This is a genomic window from Rhodococcus cerastii, from assembly GCF_033042195.1.
Lineage (GTDB): Bacteria > Actinomycetota > Actinomycetes > Mycobacteriales > Mycobacteriaceae > Rhodococcoides.
Map to the genome: position 1 here is coordinate 100,718 of NZ_JAWLKF010000012.1, position 18,247 is coordinate 118,964.

The 18,247-nt window shown below is 64.3% G+C and carries 19 protein-coding genes; 9 read left to right on the forward strand and 10 right to left on the reverse strand.

Going from position 1 to position 18,247, the window contains the following annotated elements:
• Nucleotide 1: 1 nt before the first annotated feature.
• Nucleotides 2-1,537, reverse strand: coding sequence for a flavin-containing monooxygenase (locus tag R3P93_RS19120; RefSeq protein ID WP_316630565.1), 1,536 nt, complete (start codon nucleotides 1,535-1,537; stop codon nucleotides 2-4).
• Between the two features lie 198 nt (nucleotides 1,538-1,735).
• Between R3P93_RS19120 and R3P93_RS19125 the strand changes: the two genes are divergently transcribed.
• The 4 genes from R3P93_RS19125 (at nucleotide 1,736) to R3P93_RS24655 (ending at nucleotide 4,431) form a co-directional block, all read left to right on the forward strand.
• Nucleotides 1,736-1,894 (forward strand): hypothetical protein, encoded by a 159-nt coding sequence (locus tag R3P93_RS19125; protein WP_188078787.1) that lies wholly within the window; start codon nucleotides 1,736-1,738, stop codon nucleotides 1,892-1,894.
• A gap of 73 nt (nucleotides 1,895-1,967) precedes the next feature.
• Nucleotides 1,968-2,612 carry a TetR/AcrR family transcriptional regulator gene (locus R3P93_RS19130; RefSeq protein WP_094669034.1) on the forward strand — a complete coding sequence of 215 codons (645 nt, stop codon included), beginning with the start codon at nucleotides 1,968-1,970 and terminating at the stop codon, nucleotides 2,610-2,612.
• Nucleotides 2,613-2,631: 19 nt separating this feature from the next.
• The gene (locus R3P93_RS19135; RefSeq protein WP_149407401.1) at nucleotides 2,632-3,654 is read left to right on the forward strand and encodes a YdcF family protein; all 1,023 of its coding nucleotides are present in this window, start codon (nucleotides 2,632-2,634) and stop codon (nucleotides 3,652-3,654) included.
• A 186-nt stretch (nucleotides 3,655-3,840) separates the two neighbouring features.
• Nucleotides 3,841-4,431, forward strand: coding sequence for a CsbD family protein (locus tag R3P93_RS24655; protein WP_149407402.1), 591 nt, complete (start codon nucleotides 3,841-3,843; stop codon nucleotides 4,429-4,431).
• Nucleotides 4,432-4,484: 53 nt separating this feature from the next.
• Here the strand turns inward: R3P93_RS24655 and R3P93_RS19145 are convergent, their stop codons facing one another.
• Together R3P93_RS19145 and R3P93_RS19150 are read right to left on the reverse strand one after the other, a co-directional pair.
• The gene (locus R3P93_RS19145) at nucleotides 4,485-4,781 is read right to left on the reverse strand and encodes a hypothetical protein (protein ID WP_149407403.1); all 297 of its coding nucleotides are present in this window, start codon (nucleotides 4,779-4,781) and stop codon (nucleotides 4,485-4,487) included.
• Between the two features lie 105 nt (nucleotides 4,782-4,886).
• A complete protein-coding gene (locus R3P93_RS19150) occupies nucleotides 4,887-5,852 on the reverse strand; it encodes an alpha/beta hydrolase (protein WP_373455116.1) in 966 nt (321 codons plus the stop codon).
• Between the two features lie 300 nt (nucleotides 5,853-6,152).
• On the opposite strand from R3P93_RS19150, the gene R3P93_RS19155 reads away from it, so the two are divergent.
• On the forward strand, nucleotides 6,153-6,548 hold the full coding sequence (locus tag R3P93_RS19155; protein WP_149407404.1) for a hypothetical protein: 396 nt from the start codon (nucleotides 6,153-6,155) through the stop codon (nucleotides 6,546-6,548).
• A gap of 25 nt (nucleotides 6,549-6,573) precedes the next feature.
• Here R3P93_RS19155 and R3P93_RS19160 read toward each other — a convergent pair whose 3' ends face one another.
• The 3 genes from R3P93_RS19160 to R3P93_RS19170 all read right to left on the reverse strand — a co-directional run bounded on the left by R3P93_RS19160 (nucleotide 6,574) and on the right by R3P93_RS19170 (nucleotide 9,088).
• A complete protein-coding gene (locus R3P93_RS19160) occupies nucleotides 6,574-7,881 on the reverse strand; it encodes an NAD(P)/FAD-dependent oxidoreductase (protein WP_149407405.1) in 1,308 nt (435 codons plus the stop codon).
• 108 nt (nucleotides 7,882-7,989) lie between these two features.
• Nucleotides 7,990-8,616, reverse strand: a complete 627-nt coding sequence (locus R3P93_RS19165; RefSeq protein WP_149407406.1) for a DUF305 domain-containing protein — start codon at nucleotides 8,614-8,616, stop codon at nucleotides 7,990-7,992.
• Between the two features lie 76 nt (nucleotides 8,617-8,692).
• Nucleotides 8,693-9,088, reverse strand: coding sequence for a hypothetical protein (locus R3P93_RS19170; protein WP_149407407.1), 396 nt, complete (start codon nucleotides 9,086-9,088; stop codon nucleotides 8,693-8,695).
• A 151-nt stretch (nucleotides 9,089-9,239) separates the two neighbouring features.
• Here R3P93_RS19170 and R3P93_RS19175 point away from each other — a divergent pair, with 151 nt between their 5' ends.
• Together R3P93_RS19175 and R3P93_RS19180 are read left to right on the forward strand one after the other, a co-directional pair.
• On the forward strand, nucleotides 9,240-10,118 hold the full coding sequence (locus tag R3P93_RS19175; protein WP_094687135.1) for a universal stress protein: 879 nt from the start codon (nucleotides 9,240-9,242) through the stop codon (nucleotides 10,116-10,118).
• Nucleotides 10,115-12,505: a phosphoketolase family protein gene (locus tag R3P93_RS19180; RefSeq protein ID WP_149407408.1), complete on the forward strand. Its 2,391-nt coding sequence runs from the start codon at nucleotides 10,115-10,117 to the stop codon at nucleotides 12,503-12,505. The genes R3P93_RS19175 and R3P93_RS19180 overlap by 4 nt, the downstream gene beginning before the upstream one ends.
• A gap of 17 nt (nucleotides 12,506-12,522) precedes the next feature.
• Here the strand turns inward: R3P93_RS19180 and R3P93_RS19185 are convergent, their stop codons facing one another.
• The 4 genes from R3P93_RS19185 to R3P93_RS19200 all read right to left on the reverse strand — a co-directional run bounded on the left by R3P93_RS19185 (nucleotide 12,523) and on the right by R3P93_RS19200 (nucleotide 16,734).
• The gene (locus tag R3P93_RS19185; protein WP_149407409.1) at nucleotides 12,523-13,407 is read right to left on the reverse strand and encodes a universal stress protein; all 885 of its coding nucleotides are present in this window, start codon (nucleotides 13,405-13,407) and stop codon (nucleotides 12,523-12,525) included.
• Nucleotides 13,404-14,246 (reverse strand): universal stress protein, encoded by an 843-nt coding sequence (locus R3P93_RS19190; protein WP_149407410.1) that lies wholly within the window; start codon nucleotides 14,244-14,246, stop codon nucleotides 13,404-13,406. The genes R3P93_RS19185 and R3P93_RS19190 overlap by 4 nt, the downstream gene beginning before the upstream one ends.
• 120 nt (nucleotides 14,247-14,366) lie before the next feature.
• Nucleotides 14,367-16,073 carry a sensor histidine kinase gene (locus tag R3P93_RS19195; protein WP_149407411.1) on the reverse strand — a complete coding sequence of 569 codons (1,707 nt, stop codon included), beginning with the start codon at nucleotides 16,071-16,073 and terminating at the stop codon, nucleotides 14,367-14,369.
• A complete protein-coding gene (locus R3P93_RS19200; RefSeq protein ID WP_068055658.1) occupies nucleotides 16,066-16,734 on the reverse strand; it encodes a response regulator in 669 nt (222 codons plus the stop codon). Before R3P93_RS19200 ends, R3P93_RS19195 begins: the two co-directional genes overlap by 8 nt.
• Before the next feature lie 196 nt (nucleotides 16,735-16,930).
• Here R3P93_RS19200 and R3P93_RS19205 point away from each other — a divergent pair, with 196 nt between their 5' ends.
• Nucleotides 16,931-17,860: a universal stress protein gene (locus tag R3P93_RS19205; protein ID WP_188078788.1), complete on the forward strand. Its 930-nt coding sequence runs from the start codon at nucleotides 16,931-16,933 to the stop codon at nucleotides 17,858-17,860.
• An 83-nt stretch (nucleotides 17,861-17,943) separates the two neighbouring features.
• On the forward strand, nucleotides 17,944-18,228 hold the full coding sequence (locus tag R3P93_RS19210) for a DUF4342 domain-containing protein (protein WP_149407413.1): 285 nt from the start codon (nucleotides 17,944-17,946) through the stop codon (nucleotides 18,226-18,228).
• The last annotated feature ends 19 nt before the right edge of the window (nucleotides 18,229-18,247 follow it).

Consider the following 18,247-nt stretch of genomic DNA (forward strand, 5'->3'; position numbering starts at 1 on the left):
TCTATCCGGTGCGAGCGTCTACTGCTTCGGGGCCGGCCACCCGTGCAGGCACGGTCCGTCCGAACGTCATCGATTCGGTGAGATCGTCGAAGCGCGCGTCTATTCTGTCGAGAATATAGTTCTGCCTCACCGACCAGGGCCGCTCGGTCCCCGATTTGGGTAGCTCGTCCAAGGATCGCGTGACGTATCCCGACGCGAGGTCCACGACCGGTCGAGATTCCACGGCCTTGCCCTGACGGTCCGGGATCGCGTGGGTGTAGCCGTGAGACTGCATATACACCAACAGTTTCGCCACCGCCTTGGCCGTCATGTCGGCTTTGAGCGTCCACGATGCATTCGTGTACCCGATGCACCAGGCAACGTTGGGCACGTCCTCGAGCATGTGCCCCTTGTAGACGAACTTGTCGTGCGCCGCGAACGGTTGTCCGTCCAGTGACAGCGCGATGCCACCGAAAGCCTTGAGCTTCAATCCCGTTGCAGTGACGATGATGTCGGCCGGGATCTCGTCTCCGGATTCCAGGAGAATGCCGTCGGCGGTCAAGCGGGAGATTCGGTCGGTCACCACGGTCGCACGACCGGAACGAATGGCCTTGAACAGGTCGCCGTCCGGCACCACACACAACCTCTGGTCCCACGGGGCGTACGTCGGATCGAAATGCTTGTCGACGTCGTATCCCCGCGGCAATTGCGCCTTCGTCATGGCCCGGAACACCCTGCGGGCCGTCTTCGGTGCGCGTCGACACAATTGATACGAGCCGACCATCAACAGCGCATTACGCCACCGCAATGCACTGTGCGCCAGAGAGTCCGGCAGTACGCGCTGAGTGAGCGTGGTGAACGGGTCGGTCATCGGCAGCGACGCGATGTAGGTGGGCGATCGCTGCAGCATCGTCACCGACGCGGCCTCGGCAGCGAGTGAGGGCACCAAAGTGATTGCGGTTGCTCCACTTCCGATCACGACGACTCTCTTGCCCGAGTGGTCCAGATCCTCGGGCCACTGCTGAGGGTGCACCATCTGCCCGGTGAACTCGTCGGCCCCGGGAAGATCGGGGGTGTACCCGCCCGAGTAGTCGAAGTATCCGGTGCACAGGAACACGAATCGGCTGCGATAGGTCTTCGGAACACCGCTCGAAAGCGTCTCGACGGTCCACAGGTCCGTCGACGAATCCCAGTTCGCGGCCTCGACCGACGTCGAGAAATCGGTGTGTTCGTCGATGCCGTTCGCGTACGCGGTATCGACGATGTAATTGCGGATGTCTTCGCCGTGCGCCAGCAGGGTGTCTCCCTGCCACGGTGTGTGCGGGAACGAGAACGTGAAGATGTCACTGTCCGACCGAATTCCGGGGTACCGAAACAGATCCCAGGTACCGCCTGCGCGCTCACGACCTTCCAGGATGGTGTAGCTGAGCTCCGGTGCCATCTGCTGCAGGCGATATGCGGCTCCGACGCCCGATATGCCTGCACCGATGATGAGAACGTCCTGGAAATTGTCGACGGAGCCGTCGAACTCGGGCCATCGACCTCGGCTTGTCGTCACGTCGTGCCTCGCTGTCTCGCCGAACACCATCGCGGATCGGCCCGACTGTGCGGCGGATCGCGACTTACATCACACAATGTGTCATTGACGAGTGGCGATGTCAATGACAGTGTTCACCGCACACCGAAGACAGGAACCCCTCATGAACCACACATCACCTGTTGCCTGCATCCACACAGCACAGGGAACCAGAATCCGATGACTGCTGTGGCGGTCGGGGCCGCAGCAGTCATCGCTCTCGTCCTCCTGGCGTCGAGGGGATCGGGCCTGGACTTCGAGCGACGTGCCCTGTCCGGCGCATACAAGCCGGTCCGCTCGACGTGGCCGAAGCGACCGGTCACGCGCCGACGCACGTGACGAGCTCGCGAGCGGTCCATTCCGTTCCGTGACGTCGACAACGGCAGCGGGCCCGGTCAGTACTCTCGACCCCATGGGCGATCGGAAGTACGCAGGCAGGTCGCCCGAGGAACGATCCTCCGAACGCATAGCCCGTCTCATGGACACCGCGATCGCTCTGTTCGGCAGCCACGGGTACGCGGCGACCACGATCGGGATGTTGTGCGCGGAATCGAACGTGTCGACCCGTCACTTCTATCGCGAGATCGGAAGCCGGTCGGAGCTGCTCAAGAAGATCGTCACCACCATGAATCAGGACGGCGAGCACGCTGCACGAGAGGCACTGACCGCCGACGGTCGGCAACCGGTGTTGGCGTCGATCGACGCCGCAATCCGGGCGTACCTCGGCGTCACGTGTCGCACCAGGATGTCGGCTCGGGTCTGCTACGTCGAGGTGGTCGGCGTCAGTACCGACATCGAACTGTGGCGCATGAACCAGCGAGACGTCATCGTCGAGATGTTCGACTCCCTTGCAACCACCGCCGCAGCACGAGGAGAACTGCCGAACAGAAACTATCGCCTGGTCATTCTTGCCATCATCGGTGCCGCCAACATCTTCGCCCAGGAATGGGCCCTGAGCCGCAGTTCCGACGTCGGAACCACCGATGACACCTTCACCCCGTACATCGACACCCTCGTCGAGTTGGTCACCGCTGCACTGACGACACCACTCCCCTGACCGGAACCAGGTTCGAACCATGTTCCTACTCGCGTTGGCTGTCGTGTTGGTCGTCACGTCGTTCGTCCGTATCCGGCGAGACCCGCGTCGGCTGTCCAACGGCCTGACTGTCATTGCGGCTCTCGCTGCGCTGGCGATCGGATCGCCGAGTCTGCTGCATCGGCTGGACGCCCGGGTCGAGGCGATTCTCGTCGTTGCGGTGCTGTCGGCAATCCTGCTGACGGCGATCGGACTCGTGGGCGCAGCGGCCATCAATGGGCTGGTGGTGATCAGGCGCGAAGGGCTCCGGCTCTCGACCGCACTGCCACTTGCTCTGGCGGTTGCGGTGACGCTGGGCGTCGGGCTGTTCGTCGCAGTGGCGGCCGTGCTGGAAACGCACACTCTGCCCCTGTGGTTGCTGGCCGCGGTCTGGACAGGGGTGCTGTTCTCGGTCTGCCTCGGCGTCCAGCTCGCCGCGTTCTCTGTCCACGCGCTGATCTACGGACACTTGGAGCCACCGAAAGGAAGTTCAGCCGTTGTTGCTCTGGGATGCGGGCTGGGCTCGGGAGGAACCGTGACGCCTCTTCTCGAGAGCCGACTGAACCGCGCCCTCGATGTGTACAACGCCGAAGTGGCGTCCGGACATCGCCCGGCCCTCGTCGTATCCGGCGGGCAAGGGTCCGACGAGGAGACTGCGGAGGCCACGGCAATGAAGAAGTACCTGGTCGGCAAGGGTGTGTCCGAAAAACTGATCCTCGCCGAGGCGCGCTCGCGAAACACTCGGGAGAACTTGACGATGACGAGGGACCTTCTGGAGTCGTCGGATCTGAGATCGGAGCCGATGATCGTGGTGACCAGCAACTTTCACGTCCTGCGAACGGCCGCGTTCACTCGCGATCTGGGTCTCGACGCTCATGTGACGGGAGCCGACACGGCACGTTTCTACGCACCGACGGCGTTTCTGCGCGAGTTCGTCGCAATCCTGCATCGCTACCGGAAGCCCAACATCGCTCTGCTGGTCGGCATCCCTTCGATCGTGGTGATTCTCCAACACGTGAACTGACAATGCGGGGCCAGACGGCACCAGCGAACTGCGCGCCACCGAGCATCCCCACCGATAGTGACCCGGAACACGCCCGTCGGACGTATGTTTCGGAGCGTCGATTTCGACTCATACCTAACGGCGTCGTCCGCGACGCCCCCAGCTCCGGGTATCCGGAGACGACCTACACGAAAGAGGTAATCACCGATGGCCGACTTCATCGACAAGGCTCAGCACAAGGCAGAGGAACTGGCCGGGACTGCGAAGGAGAAGGCCGGCGAGGCCACCGGTGACGACAGCCTTCGCGCCGAGGGTGCCGCCGATCAGACCAAGGCCAACACCCACCAGGCCGCCGACAAGGTCTCCGACGCAGCCGAGAATGTTGCCGACACCGCAGCCGATGCCGCCAAGGAAGCCAAGCACGCAGCCGCCGATGTCGCCGACAAGGCGTCCGACGTGGCCGAGGACGTCAAGAACACCGTCAAGGACAAGGTCTCGAACGTCGATGCCGACGACGTGAAGGAGAAGGCCTCCCAGGTCGCCGACAAGGCAGCCGACAAGGCCTCCGCCGTCGCCGACGACGTGAAGAACACGGTTCGCAACATCGACTCCGAGGATGTCGCCCAGGCGGCGAAGGTCGGCACTCCGATCATCGCAGCCGTCGCAGCCGCAGCCGGTGCCGTCGCGTTCGTACTGATTCGTCGACGCAACCGTCGCCGTAGCGCTGCGCACCTGTTCGTGCCGTCGAAGCGCACCACCCGCAAGCTCGCCAAGAAGGCCCGCAAGCACAGCTTCTGAAGGTAATTGCACAGAAAAGCCCCGCCTCGATCGAGGCGGGGCTTTCTGCGTCTCTACAGCGGCTTGAGTGCCCGGCTGGGTACCCAGTGAGTGACGGTTTCGCTGCGGTCTCGTGCCATCAACTCGTACGTGACGCGGCCCAGCCAATCTCCGTCCACGGTGATGGACCATTCGACCAGATCTCCCGGCACGACGCGTCGCACATCGAATCCCTCGGGATTGAACTTCGAGGCGTGGTGCGGCGGCAGCGGGTAGAGGATGTTCAGGTCGATCCACACCTTCAGCGGTGGTCGGAGCAGCTTGAACGGGCGCACGGCAGACGCCGGTCGAGGTTGTGCGCGCCGTGCCATCGTTCGATCATACGTTCGATCAGGACGTCGATCCACCGCCCCGGACAACGAAGAACGGCCACCCGCACACGAGGTGCAGGTGGCCGTTGTTCGGTGCTGAAAAGATCAGATTCCGAGCGATCCCGCCAGGAACGGCCAGGAGTTGTGCAGGTCGTCCTGCCAGTAGCCCCACGAGTGGTTTCCGACCGGGCGGAAGTCCACGGTGGCCGGGATACCGAGCTGATCGAGGCGCTTGGCCAGGTTCGAGGTGCAGAAGTTGGTGGCAACTTCGATGCCGCCGCCGACGATGACCTGGTTGGCAAGCGTCGCCGGGTCGTTCTTCAGACGCGGGTTGGCAAAGGTGTCGTTCGGGGCACCGGGCAGGCCGCTGCCGGTGCTCATGTAGATCTGCGTTCCACGGAGCTTCTCGGCGTTGAGCAGCGGGTCGTTCTCGCGCCACACGGGGCCGTCGAGCGGTCCCCACATGTTCTCGACGTTGCCGCCGCCGTAGGTCTCGACGACGAGCTTGACGAACTGCTGACCGATGGGGTCGGAGGTCTGAGCGCAGCCGCTGTACGCCGCGACGCCGGTGAACTTGCCCGGGTACTTGATCGCGATGTTGAGAACCGAGGTGCCCGTCATGGACAGCGCTGCGAGCGACTGGCGACCGTTGGTGTCGAACTGGGCGTCGATCAGCGGGGGCAGCTCTTCACCGAGGAAGGTGCTCCACTTGTTGCTGCCGAGCTTCGGATCGTCCTGGAGCCAGTCGGTGTAGTAGGACCACTTGCCCTTCTGCGGAGTCACGATGTAGGCGTTCTTGTCCGACAGGAAGGCCTCGGCGTCGGTCTGCGACTGCCACGATGCGGCATCCTCGCCGCCGCCTGCGCCGTTGAGCAGATACAGCACCGGGCGGGACACGCTGTCGTCGGCCGGCTTCTGCACCGTCACGGGAATGGTGCGGTTCATGGACGCCGAGTACACCTGGAGCTGGACCTGGCGGTTCTCGAGGGTGTTCACCGACTCGATCCTCGATCCGTTGCTCGACTGCGTCGTAGCCGCAGGCAGCTCTTCCGCGGACGCGACGGGCGTCATCAGCGCGGTCGGGAGAATCGCCACTGCGAGGGCGACGGCCGTAGCCGAACCGATTCGCCGGAAGCCGTGTCGTCGAGATCGTGGCACGCTGTTTCACCTTTTCGTCGAGTTACACCGGTCGAGTCTCTACATCGGCCGAAGATGAGGTGACGTTACCTCGAGCAAACGTCCCGAGCGTTATGGACCGGACGAATCCGAGACGCGATCGTGATGCTCTCGGCAACGCAGACCCAGAGGTGTTCCCACGAGACGAGTGTCTGTGGTCTATTGGGTGCCCGTCCCGCGAAGGAGTCGATCGAGATGTTTCGTCGCACCGCTGTCATTGCTTGCGTCATTGCAGGTGCCGCTGCCTTCGGAACGGGAACGGCCGCAGCCGACGAGTGGCCCACTCCGCCGCCGTATCCGAGTCCGTCGGCTCCGCAGGATGTCACCGGATTCCTCACCCCACAGGACCTGGACTACTGGAATCCGTTCGTCAGCAGGAATCGACTGACCTCGCCCTACGGCAACAGCACTCGCATCGTCTGCACCGGATTTCACGGAGTGCTGTCCTCCTGCTGGCAGGCCGATTCGAATGGCAACCCGCACAAGCTGATTCTGCTGAACATGAACTACCCGGGTTCGACGGGCCAACTGCTGCCCGGCGGAGGTCCCGGGCACTTCGTCTACCCCGGCTTCATCCCCGGCATCGGCTGACCCGCACCTGGTTGTTGGCGTTCGCTCAGTTGTACGGCTTACGCGCCGTTTCCGGGTCGCCGTAGGTGATGGCACGTTCGCGTCGGGTGCCGGTGGCCAGGGTTGCGGCCCAGTTGATCAGCGTCCCGACGCGATTGCGGTTGCCGGCCAGGAATGCGATGTGGATAACTCCCCACGACACCCAACCCACGAAGCCCGACATCTTCAGCGGCCCGGCCTGCACCAGTGCGTGACCGCGGGCGATGTAGGCCGCGGTGCCGAGATCTCGGTACTTGAAATCCTTTCGCGCAGAACCGGACAGGTCTGCTGCGATGGCCGCGCCCGCCGCGCGTCCGCCCTGCATCGCCACTTCCGCAACTCCCGCGAGCTTGTTCAGCGACATGATGTCTCCGACGACGAAGACGTTGCGGTGTCCCGGGATCGAGAGGTCCGGCTGCACAGCGATGCGTCCGGAGCGATCCTGTTCGACGCCCATCGCGTCGGCGAGTTGTTTCACGAACGGAACGGCTTCGACGCCTGCGGTCCACAGCACGGTGTGGGTGTCGTAGCGAGTGACGGTCTTGGGTTCGGCCTTGGCCGTGACCTCGACGTCGGTGGCCGTGACGTCGGTGACGTGAACTCCGAGATGGGTTTCCACGCCTACCGCGTCGAGGGTGCGTTGCGCTTTCTTCGTCAGGGAATCGGGGAACGATTCGAGGACGCGGTCACCGCCGTGGAAGAGCAGCACACGCGCTTCCGACGGGTGAATGGTGTCGAACTCCTTCGCCAACGCCCTGGAGGCGAGTTCCCTTATCTGACCGGCCAATTCGACTCCGGTCGGGCCTCCCCCTGCCACGGCGAACGTGAGCCAGGGTCGGCGTTCCTCGGCGGTGGGCAGGGATTCGGCCATCTCGAAGGCAGAGATCAGCTTTCGCCTGATCGCGAGGGCATCGTCGAGGGTCTTCATCCCCGGTGCCCACTGCACGTATTCGTCGTGGCCGTGATAGGCCTGCTGCATTCCGACAGCGACGACGAGGTAGTCGTAGGGCAGCTCGAAGGTCGAGCCGTCGAACCGACTGGCCGTCACCACTCCACCGTCACCCACCGCGGTCACCGAGGTCGCTTCACCCAGCGCCACATACACGTTCTTCTGCTTACGCAGCAGGTGCCGCAGCGGACTGGCAATCGAACCCTCGGACACAAGACCGGTGGCGCACTGATAGAGCAGTGGCTGAAAGACGTGGGAGGTGCCGCGCTCGAGCACGGTGACGTCGACGTCCTCACCGCGTAGACGCCGGGCCGCGCGCAGCCCGCCGAATCCTCCGCCGATGACCAATACCCGTGGACGTGCCATGTGAACGTTCTCCCTCGGACCGACCGCAGAGAAGGACTCTCCGAGTGGCAAGCCTACTCGAGGGCCGCACCCCCTGGTCAGGAGTGCGGCCCTCGGTGTCGATCCGGGTCAGCCGAGCAGCGCCCGCATGGTGTCGATTTCCTGCTGCTGCGTGGCCACGATCGTGCGGGCCATATCCTGCGCGTCGGTGTTCGACCCGTCCGCGATCTCGCTGTTCGCCATCTCGATCGCGCCTTCGTGATGTTCGATCATCATCGTCAGCCACTGGCGGTCGAACTCGGCACCGGTGGCCGCACTCAACGCGTCCATGTCCTGCTGGGTCATCATGCCCATGCCCGAGCTGTGGTCCATTCCGCCCATCTCACCCATGTCGGACGAGGGCGCGGGCTGACCCCATTCGGCAAGCCAGGCGGTCATCCGGTCCATTTCCGGTTGCTGCGCGGCCTCGATAGCCGACGCCAACGCCACGACGTCCGGATTGTCGGTGCGGCCCTGGACCATTGCCGCCATTTCGACCGCCTGCGCATGATGCGGGTACATCATCTGCGCGAACATCACGTCCGCATCGTTGAATTCTGCCGACGCGTCGGACTGGGTCGATGACGCCGACGACGAGTTCGACGAGCCCATCGAATGGCCGTCCATCGACGAGTCGGAGGTGTCGCTGCTGCAGCCTGCGACGAGAAATGCGCTCACGGTGGCAGCAGCCAGCGAAGCGACGAGTGTTGTACGCATGTGAAACTCCTTGAACGAGTGCGAAATACAGGGATGAGTGAATCCGCCGGTGGTCGTACGTTCACCGGGCTCCCTGTCACACTCGCAAGGTCACCGATCTGTCCAGCTCCCAGAGGGTCCACGGCGGAGCACGCTCCGAGATGGAGTCGGTGCGCCCACCGATGCCGTCCGCCGATATCAGCGAGTAGCCGATGTCGACGCTCGTCGACGGAACCGACAGAGCAGCCCACGACACCGTGGTTCCCGCGCACGGATGCATCATCTGGTGCGCCGCCGGGCAGTCGTGTTCACCGACCGCCACCTGCACGGGCCCCTCATGGTGCATCGCCGACGCCATGGCAGCGTGTTCGTTGCTCGCCGACGCGGTCGCCGTCGCCGAGTGCATCAGCAGCACCCCGAAGATCGTCAGTGCGATCAGCAATCCGGCCGCCGAGGCAATGCCCTGGCGACGGCGTCGGATCACTCGATGCATGTCGCCGACGATAGCAAGATATACCCCCTAGGGGTAGCCGGCAGGGACTTCCGCCTCGCACCGAAGGACTTCCGCCTCTGTCGGCGGCGAGCCGATCCGAGCCATGCTCGGTGGGTATCTGCACACGCAAGTCAATGGACGGGAATTCGTCATGAATGCATCGAGTCGGGTAGTCGTCGGAGTCGACGGATCTGCCACATCGCTCGACGCGGTCCGCTGGGCAACGCGCGAGGCCGTTCGACGCCACGCTCCGCTTGAGTTGGTCACGTCGTCTCTGTTCGCGCCGGGAACCTACGGGGATGCCATCAGTCTCCGGATCGGTGCATTCTCGGACCCGGACGTCGAGGCCAAGCGTGTGCTGACCGCAGCGGTCGATGTTGCGCACAAGACTGCCGCCGGCAATTCGCTGATTCTCGATACGCGCCTCGAACACGGCTCTGCTGCACGGAATCTGACGCACTTCGACGTCGCTCCCGCCATGATCGTCGTGGGGTCGAGGGGTCTGGGCGAGTTCACCGGCGGGTTGATCGGGTCGGTCAGTACCGCAGTGGTCACGCATGCCAAATGCCCTGTTGCAGTAGTCAAATCGAACATCGTCAGCGACGGTCCGGTTGTCGTCGGGGTGGATTGCACCGCCAACAGTCAGCCTGCGATCGGATTCGCTCTGAAGGAAGCGTCACTGCGCGGAGTCGACCTCGTCGCTGTACACGCCTGGAGCGACCTCGAACTCGGCAGCGTGTTGACGCGCGACGACGAGGGTCCGTGGGTCGATTCCGAACTCGCCGAGAAGACGTCGTTGGCGGAGAGCCTGGCCGGCTGGTCGGAGGACTACCCGGACGTCACCATCCATCGAGTGGTGGTTCAGGACAGGCCTGTTCGTGAGCTGGTCCGTGCGTCGGAGGCAGCGCAGTTGATCGTCGTGGGAAGCCGCGGTCGGGGTGGATTCGCATCGATGCTTCTCGGTTCCACCTCGCGTGCGGTGTTGCATTCGGTGGATGTTCCCGTCGTCGTCGTTCCCACCGATCGATGAGCGTGGAGTCGATCGAGTCTTCCTACAGCTCAGATGAATTGGACGCCGACCTGCGCTACTGGGCTGCGGCGAACTATCTGACGGTGGCGCAGATCTATCTGCAGGACAACGTATTGCTGCGTCGTCCTCTGGAGGTGGCGCACATCAAACCGAGGCTGCTCGGGCACTGGGGCACCAGTCCCGGACTCTCGATGATCTACACCCTCCTCAATCGGGTGATTCGTCGAACCCATTCGGATTGGCTGTACGTCACCGGTCCCGGCCACGGCGGTCCGGCGTTGGTGGCGAACACCTACCTCGAGGGAACCTACAGCGAGATCTACCCGAACATTTCACTCGACAACGAGGGCGTCCGACGGCTGTGCCGTCAGTTCTCCACTCCTGGTGGCATTCCGAGCCATGTCAGCGTCCAGACCCCGGGCAGCATTCACGAGGGCGGCGAACTGGGTTACGCCCTCGTCCACGCCGCCGGTGCCGCGTTCGACAATCCCGATCTGATCGTCGCCTGTGTCGTCGGGGACGGTGAGGCCGAAACCGGCCCCCTGTCCGGTTCGTGGAAGCTCCCGGCCTTTCTGAATCCGATTCGCGACGGCGGCGTCTTGCCCATCCTGCATCTGAACGACGGAAAGATTTCCGGACCGACGGTTCTCGGACGCAGCACCGATCAATCGGTAGCCGACTATCTGAGCGGCCAGGGGTGGGCACCCCTGTTCGTCGAAGGCGACGACCCACGAGAGGTGTTCCCGGCGCTCCACGCTGCCCTCACCCGAGCTCACGACGCGATCGAGACAATCCAGCACGCCGCCCGCAACGGAGAACCACAGCACGACATCGAATGGCCCGCAATCGTTCTGCGCACCCCCAAGGGCTGGACCGGCCCGCACGAGGTGGACGGCAAGCTCATCGAGGGCACGCACTGGGCGCACCAGGTACCACTGTCCGGAGTCCGCGAGAACCCGTCGCATCTGGCGCAGCTCGAGAAGTGGCTGCTCTCCTACGACCCCCGATCGCTGTTCGACGACAACGGCGCTCCCGTCGCCTCGATTCGCGAGCTCGCTCCGTCGGGCACCCAACGTCTCGGTGCCACGCCGTATGCGAACGGAGGACTACTTCTGCAGCCCTTGGTCATTCGCGATCTGGAGAACTATGCGCTCACCGTGGAGTCCCCGGGGCGCACGTCGCACGAGACGACCACCGTGCTCGGGGAGATGATGCGTGATATCTACCTCGACAACGCACAACCCCACGGCGGCGGCAACTTTCGCCTGTTCTGTCCCGACGAGACCGCCAGCAACCGGCTCCAGGCCGTGTTCGAGGTGACCGATCGATGCTGGCAGTTGCCGACCACCGAGTTCGACGACGATCTCGGTCCCGACGGTCGCGTGATGGAGGTGCTCAGCGAGCATCTGTGCGAGGGCTGGCTGGAGGCGTACCTGCTGTCGGGTCGACACGGCCTGTTTGCCAGCTACGAGGCCTTCGCCATGGTGAGCGTGTCGATGCTGATCCAGCACACCAAGTGGCTTCAGCACGCGGCCACACTCGCGTGGCGGGCACCCGTCGCCTCGCTCAACGTGCTGCTCACCAGCACGTGTTGGCGCAACGACCACAACGGATTCAGCCATCAGGGCCCCGGACTGATCGACGCGGTCATTCCTCTGGCACCGGATATGGTGCGCGTGTGGCTGCCACCGGATTCCAATACGCTGCTCGCGGTTGCCGATCATTGTTTCCGCAGTCGAGGTCACGTCAACGTTCTGGTGGTGGACAAGCAGAGTCACCCGCAGTATCTGACGCTTCCCGAGGCGCGGGCGCATGCAGCGGCAGGTGCGTCCCGCTGGGACTGGGCCGGCACCGAAGCGGTCGACGCCGAGGAAGATCCCGAGATCGTTCTGGCGTGTGCAGGCGACGTGCCGACCGAGGAAACCCTCGCTGCCGCAGAGTTGTTGCGTACGTGGACTCCCGAGCTCAGGGTTCGCGTGGTCAACGTCGTCGATCTGATGGCGCTGCTCCCCGTCGGCGATCATCCCCACGGATTCTCCGACGAGCAGTTCGCGGACCTGTTCACCACCTCGGTCGATGTGGTCTTCGCGTTCCACGGGTATCCCCGTGCGGTGCACCAACTGGTGCACGGCCGACCGGACGCTCAGCGGTTCCACGTGCGCGGGTTCATCGAACAGGGCACCACGACAACACCGTTCGACATGGTGGTGCTCAACAAGATCAGTCGCTACCATCTCGCCCTCGCGGCATTCGACCGGGCACGCACAACGCCGGCCGGTGCCGAGGAACTGCGGCAACACTGCCAGGACCAACTGGCACGACACGACGCCTACATCCGAGAGCATTTCGAGGACCTCCCAGAGATCCGGCAGTGGCGGTGGTCGTGACTGCCGGACCCGTCGAGCTACCCGCGGGCGATGATCAACGGGCAGTCGACGCGGTGGGCCAGTGAACGGACCGTGGATCCGAGAAGTCGGTCGCTGAAACCGTTGCGTCCGCTCGAACCGACGACCACGGCCTGGGCGCGCGGTGACACCTCGAGGATCTTCTCAACCACATTGCCGCGCAGCACTTTCTGCTGGACCACGACGTCCGGATACTGTTCGCTCCAGCCGGACAGGCTCTCCGCCAACACGGTTCGGCCGTTCGACACGATCGCATCGGATCTGTCGGTCGCGGACGTGTCGGGCGACGAGATCGGTTCGTCCGTCGACACGTGCACTGCAACCAATTCCGTTCCTCGGAGCGAGGCTTCGTCGAATGCCAACCGAACGGCGTTCTGGTTGTGCGGCGACCCGTCGACTCCGAGGACAACAGGGCCTCCCGACGAATGCAGCTCCACACTTTTCGGCACGATGACCACCGGGCAGTGTGCTTGAACGGCCACCGCGGTGCTCACCGAGCCGAGCAGTTCGGCGAAGTAATCGCCGTTGCCGCGCGAGCCCACCACCATCATCGAGGCACTGGAGGACTGCTCCAGCATGGCCTGGATCGTCGGTCCCACAATCGATTCGCTCACGATCTCGAGACCGTCGGGGTCCTTCACCGACCGTCGCGCAACCAGCGAAGCCCAGGCCAGGACCGACTCGGCGGCTTTGTGCTCCTCGGAGCCGATGTGAGACGGCAGCGCGACGAAGCTGGTGTACAGAGCCTTGACTTGATAGGCGGACACCAGCTTCACCGGTACCCCACGCAACTCGGCCGCATGAGCGGCCCACCCGACTGCGTCGAGCGACGAGCCGGAGCCGTCGACACCGACGACGATCGGAGACTGCCTCGAGGTACTCATGCGTGCGGGACGACGAGGACGGGGCAATGGGCATGCCGCAGTACGGCGGTCAGTGTTCGTCCCGGCACTCTGTCTCGCTCGTGACCGACCACCATCAGCTGAGCCGTCTCGGAGACCGCTACCAGTTCCGATCCCGAGTCGGCCTCGGCGTACACCGACGCCACGCGGATGTCTGGGTAGTCCGCGCCGAAGGGTTCGAGCCGAACGTCCATTGCCGATTCGGGGTGTAGCCCGTCACCGGGGCTACTGAGGGCGGACGCGAGAATGGAGGAGACGGCCTGGGTGTGCACCGCCAACACGCTGGCCGACCTGATCGACGCCTCGCGGAATGCCTGAGCGACAACAACATCGGCCTGTGAGACGTCGGCATCACCCAGGGCCGCGACGACCGGTCCGCGGCGTTCGGCGTCGAAGTGCCGGACGATCGCAACGGGGTTGGGCGATGCTTCGACCACGGCTCCGACCATCGATCCGAGTACCCAGGCGGTCACTGCACTGCCGGTCGTGGTCCCCAGTACGAGCAGAGACGCAGATCCCGCTTCGGTCGACATCACCGATTCGGGCCGCCCGTGTACGACGACCGATTCCACGGCAATCGCCGGATCGATCGCTGCGGCCACATGCGCTGCGCGACTCAATGCCGTGCGGGCATAGTCGCCGTCGACATCCGGAGCGCCGTAGACGGTTTCGGGCTCGGCGTGGCCGGCGATCACGTGGATCAAACGAAGCGACGTCCCCCGCCCACGTGCCTCCTGCACGGCGAATCGGACCGCATCGAGCGCGGTCTCCGATCCGTCGATACCGACCACGACGGGTCCGGCGGTGTGTGCACTGTTCATCGGGTTCCTCTCGGTGGTGCGAAGATAGGTTCTGCACCTTCACCGAGAACGCTACGAGCGCACACCCACCCGACGCAGCGGCCGGAGGTCACCGAAACAGGTGACGAACGACTGCACCCGTCAGGGCAGCGGTACCGACCAGGTCACATCGGTTCCGCGTCCGGAGGAGCCGGGACCGATGTTCATCGACCCACCGCATTCGACAGCACGGGCACCGAGGTTGGACAGTCCGCTGGCGGTGGTGTCCTCGGGCATCCCGATCCCGTTGTCGGACACGACGATCTGCAACTCGTCGCCCACCGACAAGGTTACGGTCACAGTGTCGCCCTGCGCATGATGGACGACGTTGCTGACCGTCTCACGAACGACGGCAACGGCATGATCGGCGAGCTTGGTGTCCACAACCGACAGAGGCCCGAACATCCGCACGACGGCACGGATATCGACGTTCTCGGTGAGTTCGAGTACCGCCGCATTGATGCGTTGACGCAATCGCGTGGCCGAGTGGGACGTGCTCTGCAAGTCGAAGATCGTCGTCCGGATGTCCTGCACCGTGTCCTGCAGGTCGTCGATCGTCCTGGTCAGACGCACCCGGATTTCCTCCGACTCGGTGCGTTGCAGAGTGCTCTGCAAAGCCAAACCGGCGGCGAAGATTCGCTGAATTACGTGATCGTGCAGGTCGCGGGCAATTCGATCTCGGTCCGACAACACCTCGAGTTCGTGCATCCGGCGGCTGGAATTGGCGATCTGCATCACCAATGCAGCTTGATTGGCGAAGTTCGAGACCAGCTCGAGTTGGGAATCGTCGAACGGCCCCCGCCCCTCTGTGTGGAGGACGACCAGGACGCCGCTCACGCCCTCGGCGACGCGGAAGGGTGAAATCAGTGCGGGCCCGAAAGCCGAGCCCAATTCCTTGGCACCGTACTCGAGTCGCTCCTTGCGCAACGGTGTTCGACGTCGAAATGCCGATCCCGAGCTCGAGCCCTCGATCGGAATGACTGCTCCGATCATGCGATCGGATACGAGCCCCTCGCTGACCGTGACGACCAGTTCGGTGACATCCTCGAACGGCTGGTCGCCGTCCTCGGGAACCGCGATGAACGCCGCATCGGAACCGGTCAGGTGCAATGCTTTCCGCGCCACCATCTGCAGCACTTCGTCGATGTCCGTCCCGGCGAGCAGCTCGGTGCCGATGTCCCGAGTTGCCTCCATCCAAGCCTGGCGCACCCGTGAGTCCTCGTACAGTCGCGAGTTCTCGATGGCGATGCCGGCCGCGGACGCCAGCGCCTTCGTGACGACCTCGTCGTCCTCGGTGAACTGCTTGCCGTCCTTCTTCTCGGTGAGATAGAGGTTGCCGAATATCTCGTCACGAACCCGAATCGGAACGCCGAGAAAAGTCTTCATCGGCGGGTGATTCGGCGGAAATCCCACCGACTCCGGGTGCGCCGAGAGATCCTCGAGGCGCAGCACTTTCGGCTGGTCGATCAACAGTCCGAGCACCCCGCGCCCAGTGGGGAGCGGGCCGATCGCCACCCGCGTGTCCTCGTCCATGCCGTGATTGATGAACGCACTCAAGCCGTGACCGTCGCCGCGAACGCCGAGTGCGCCGTACCGAGCATCGACGAGATCGACGGCCGATTCCACGATCGAGCGCAGTGTCACTTCCAGATCGAGGCCGGAGGTGATGACGAGCATGGCGTCGAGCAGCCCGTCGGCCTGGACTCTGGCATCGGCGATTCGGCCTATCCGGTCCTGAACCTCGGCCAACAGTTCACCGAGTCGCAACTGCGGCAACGAGGACGTGGTCTCCGCGCGGTGGTCATCCATCCCGCGACCCCGGTTGTCCGGCCGACGGAGCGGTATCAGCGAGCTTCGACGCGTACACCGCAGCCTGGGTACGGCGCTCCATCCCGAGCTTGGCCAGCAACCGAGAGACGTAGTTCTTCACCGTCTTCTCCGCCAGGAACATCCTGGCTGCGATCTGCCGGTTGGTGAGGCCTTCTCCCAACAAATCCAGCAGCGTGCGCTCCTGGCTGGTGAGGTGGTCGATAGGTCCTGGAGTCGCCGTTCCGGCTCGTAGTTTGTCCATGAGCGCCGCTGCTGCACGATTGTCCAGTAGCGACCGACCGGACCCGACGTCCTTGATCGCGCGCGTGAGCTCCATGCCGGTGATGTCCTTGACGACGTAGCCGCTCGCGCCCGCGAGGATGGCGTCGAGCATGGCCTGATCCTCGGTGAACGAGGTCAACATCATGGTCTTGAGGAGCGGCAGGCGATCGAGGAGTTCGCGGCACAGTTCGATGCCGTTGCCGTCTGGCAGGCGCACGTCGAGCACGGCAACGTCCGGCTGCAGGGCCGGGATTCGGGCCAGCGCCTGAGCGCAACTGCCCGCCTCACCGATGACCTCGAGGTCCGGATCGGAGTCGATCAGGTCGATCAGACCACGCCGCACGATCTCGTGATCGTCCACCAAGAACACCGTGACCACGGCGACACCCCTCACCTGCGTCCACACTGGGCGCCTCGACTTCCGAGCCTACGGGTCGCAGGTACGGCCGGCCTGACCTTTCGTCACCGAATCAATGGACCAAAGTCCTTCGTGTCGGTGTTGTTGTCCTGCCGCGCCCGAGGCTGTGCGAGGCGTCTGATGGATGTTCCGACACCACGACCGAGGAGGTCGCACGATGGGTTCACCACCGACCGTCGTCGGAGTCGACGGATCAGCTGCAGCGTTGGATGCAGTGCGCTGGGCAGTTCTCGACGCACACCTACACAGGTCCGATCTGGTTCTCGTCTCGGCGATGTCACTTCCGAAGGCGCTGACGGGGGTGGGGATACTCCCCGAACCCGTTGTCGAACAATCGAGATCGGAAATCAGAGCGATTCTGGACGAGGCCAGGGCGCTGGCGTCCCGCGTGAGCGCGACAGCCGGTCCGATCGGAATCGACACCGTCTCGTCCGAGAACCCCGCCGTTGCCACGTTGCTCGACCTGTCGACCACCGCCCGCATGGTCGTCATCGCCACCCGCGGTCTCGGCGGGGCCGAGCAACGATCACTCGGGTCGATCGGTTTCGCCGTCACCACCCATGCTCGATGCCCGGTCACGGTGGTCCGTGGCTGGTCGGGCGACGGTCTGGACACGACGCATCCGGTGGTCGTCGGGGTGGACGGAACGAGAGCGAGCGCGGCGGCGGTGGCGCTGGCATTCGAGGAGGCCTCCGTGCGGTCGGCTCCGCTCACGGCAGTGCACAGCTGGTCCGACGCGGATCTGACGGTCGGGCTTCCGATTCGAGGATTGGAATGGCCGGCCAATCGGCCCGCAGCGGCGGATCAACTGACCCGGATGCTCGAGCCGCACACACGTCGTCATCCCACGGTGTCGGTGCGCACCGTGGTGGTGAAGGACCGGCCGGTGCAGGCTCTTCTCGATCACGCGCAGGGCGCTCAACTTCTGGTGATCGGCAGTCACGGGCGCGGCGGCTACGGAGAGATGATGCTCGGGTCCACCAGCCGGTCGGTGCTGGCGCGTGCGCACTGCCCGGTCACCGTCGTTCCGTCGCCCGGCCGCCGCCTCGCGCGGATCACCGCAACGGCAGCGGCAGATCCCGAGTGATAACGCGCGCGGACTGTCGTTCGCCCACGAACGAGGGTACAAATGCCCTACGCGAGCGAAGCCTGGAACTGCAGGCTGTAGCCATGAGCGAATCCGACAGCACCCCATCCACCCCGACCACCGACACTCTCCGGGTTCGCGGTGAGAAGTTGACCGAAACGGTCAAGAAGTTGCTGCACGACGGCAACATTCGGCGAATCGTGGTGAAGAACGATCAGGGGCACACCGTCATCGAGATACCGGTGACCGCAGGTGTAGCGGTCGCGATCGTCGCACCCGTCCTCGTCGCGGTCGCTGCGATCGCCGCAGTGCTGGACGACTGCACCATCGAGGTCCACCGCGTCGACGAACACAGTCCCGCCGCCTGAGCGCACCTCTGCTCACTCC

Excerpts from the sequence above, each read along its gene's own strand:
- R3P93_RS19125 (WP_188078787.1), top strand. The coding sequence starts at position 1,736 with ATGACTGCTGTGGCGGTCGGGGCCGCAGCAGTCATCGCTCTCGTCCTC.
- R3P93_RS19130 (WP_094669034.1), top strand. The coding sequence starts at position 1,968 with ATGGGCGATCGGAAGTACGCAGGCAGGTCGCCCGAGGAACGATCCTCC.
- R3P93_RS19135 (WP_149407401.1), top strand. The coding sequence starts at position 2,632 with ATGTTCCTACTCGCGTTGGCTGTCGTGTTGGTCGTCACGTCGTTCGTC.
- R3P93_RS24655 (WP_149407402.1), top strand. The coding sequence starts at position 3,841 with ATGGCCGACTTCATCGACAAGGCTCAGCACAAGGCAGAGGAACTGGCC.
- R3P93_RS19145 (WP_149407403.1), bottom strand. The coding sequence starts at position 4,781 with ATGGCACGGCGCGCACAACCTCGACCGGCGTCTGCCGTGCGCCCGTTC.
- R3P93_RS19150 (WP_373455116.1), bottom strand. The coding sequence starts at position 5,852 with ATGACGCCCGTCGCGTCCGCGGAAGAGCTGCCTGCGGCTACGACGCAG.
- R3P93_RS19155 (WP_149407404.1), top strand. The coding sequence starts at position 6,153 with ATGTTTCGTCGCACCGCTGTCATTGCTTGCGTCATTGCAGGTGCCGCT.
- R3P93_RS19160 (WP_149407405.1), bottom strand. The coding sequence starts at position 7,881 with ATGGCACGTCCACGGGTATTGGTCATCGGCGGAGGATTCGGCGGGCTG.
- R3P93_RS19165 (WP_149407406.1), bottom strand. The coding sequence starts at position 8,616 with ATGCGTACAACACTCGTCGCTTCGCTGGCTGCTGCCACCGTGAGCGCA.
- R3P93_RS19170 (WP_149407407.1), bottom strand. The coding sequence starts at position 9,088 with ATGCATCGAGTGATCCGACGCCGTCGCCAGGGCATTGCCTCGGCGGCC.
- R3P93_RS19175 (WP_094687135.1), top strand. The coding sequence starts at position 9,240 with ATGAATGCATCGAGTCGGGTAGTCGTCGGAGTCGACGGATCTGCCACA.
- R3P93_RS19180 (WP_149407408.1), top strand. The coding sequence starts at position 10,115 with ATGAGCGTGGAGTCGATCGAGTCTTCCTACAGCTCAGATGAATTGGAC.
- R3P93_RS19185 (WP_149407409.1), bottom strand. The coding sequence starts at position 13,407 with ATGAGTACCTCGAGGCAGTCTCCGATCGTCGTCGGTGTCGACGGCTCC.
- R3P93_RS19190 (WP_149407410.1), bottom strand. The coding sequence starts at position 14,246 with ATGAACAGTGCACACACCGCCGGACCCGTCGTGGTCGGTATCGACGGA.
- R3P93_RS19195 (WP_149407411.1), bottom strand. The coding sequence starts at position 16,073 with ATGGATGACCACCGCGCGGAGACCACGTCCTCGTTGCCGCAGTTGCGA.
- R3P93_RS19205 (WP_188078788.1), top strand. The coding sequence starts at position 16,931 with ATGGGTTCACCACCGACCGTCGTCGGAGTCGACGGATCAGCTGCAGCG.
- R3P93_RS19210 (WP_149407413.1), top strand. The coding sequence starts at position 17,944 with ATGAGCGAATCCGACAGCACCCCATCCACCCCGACCACCGACACTCTC.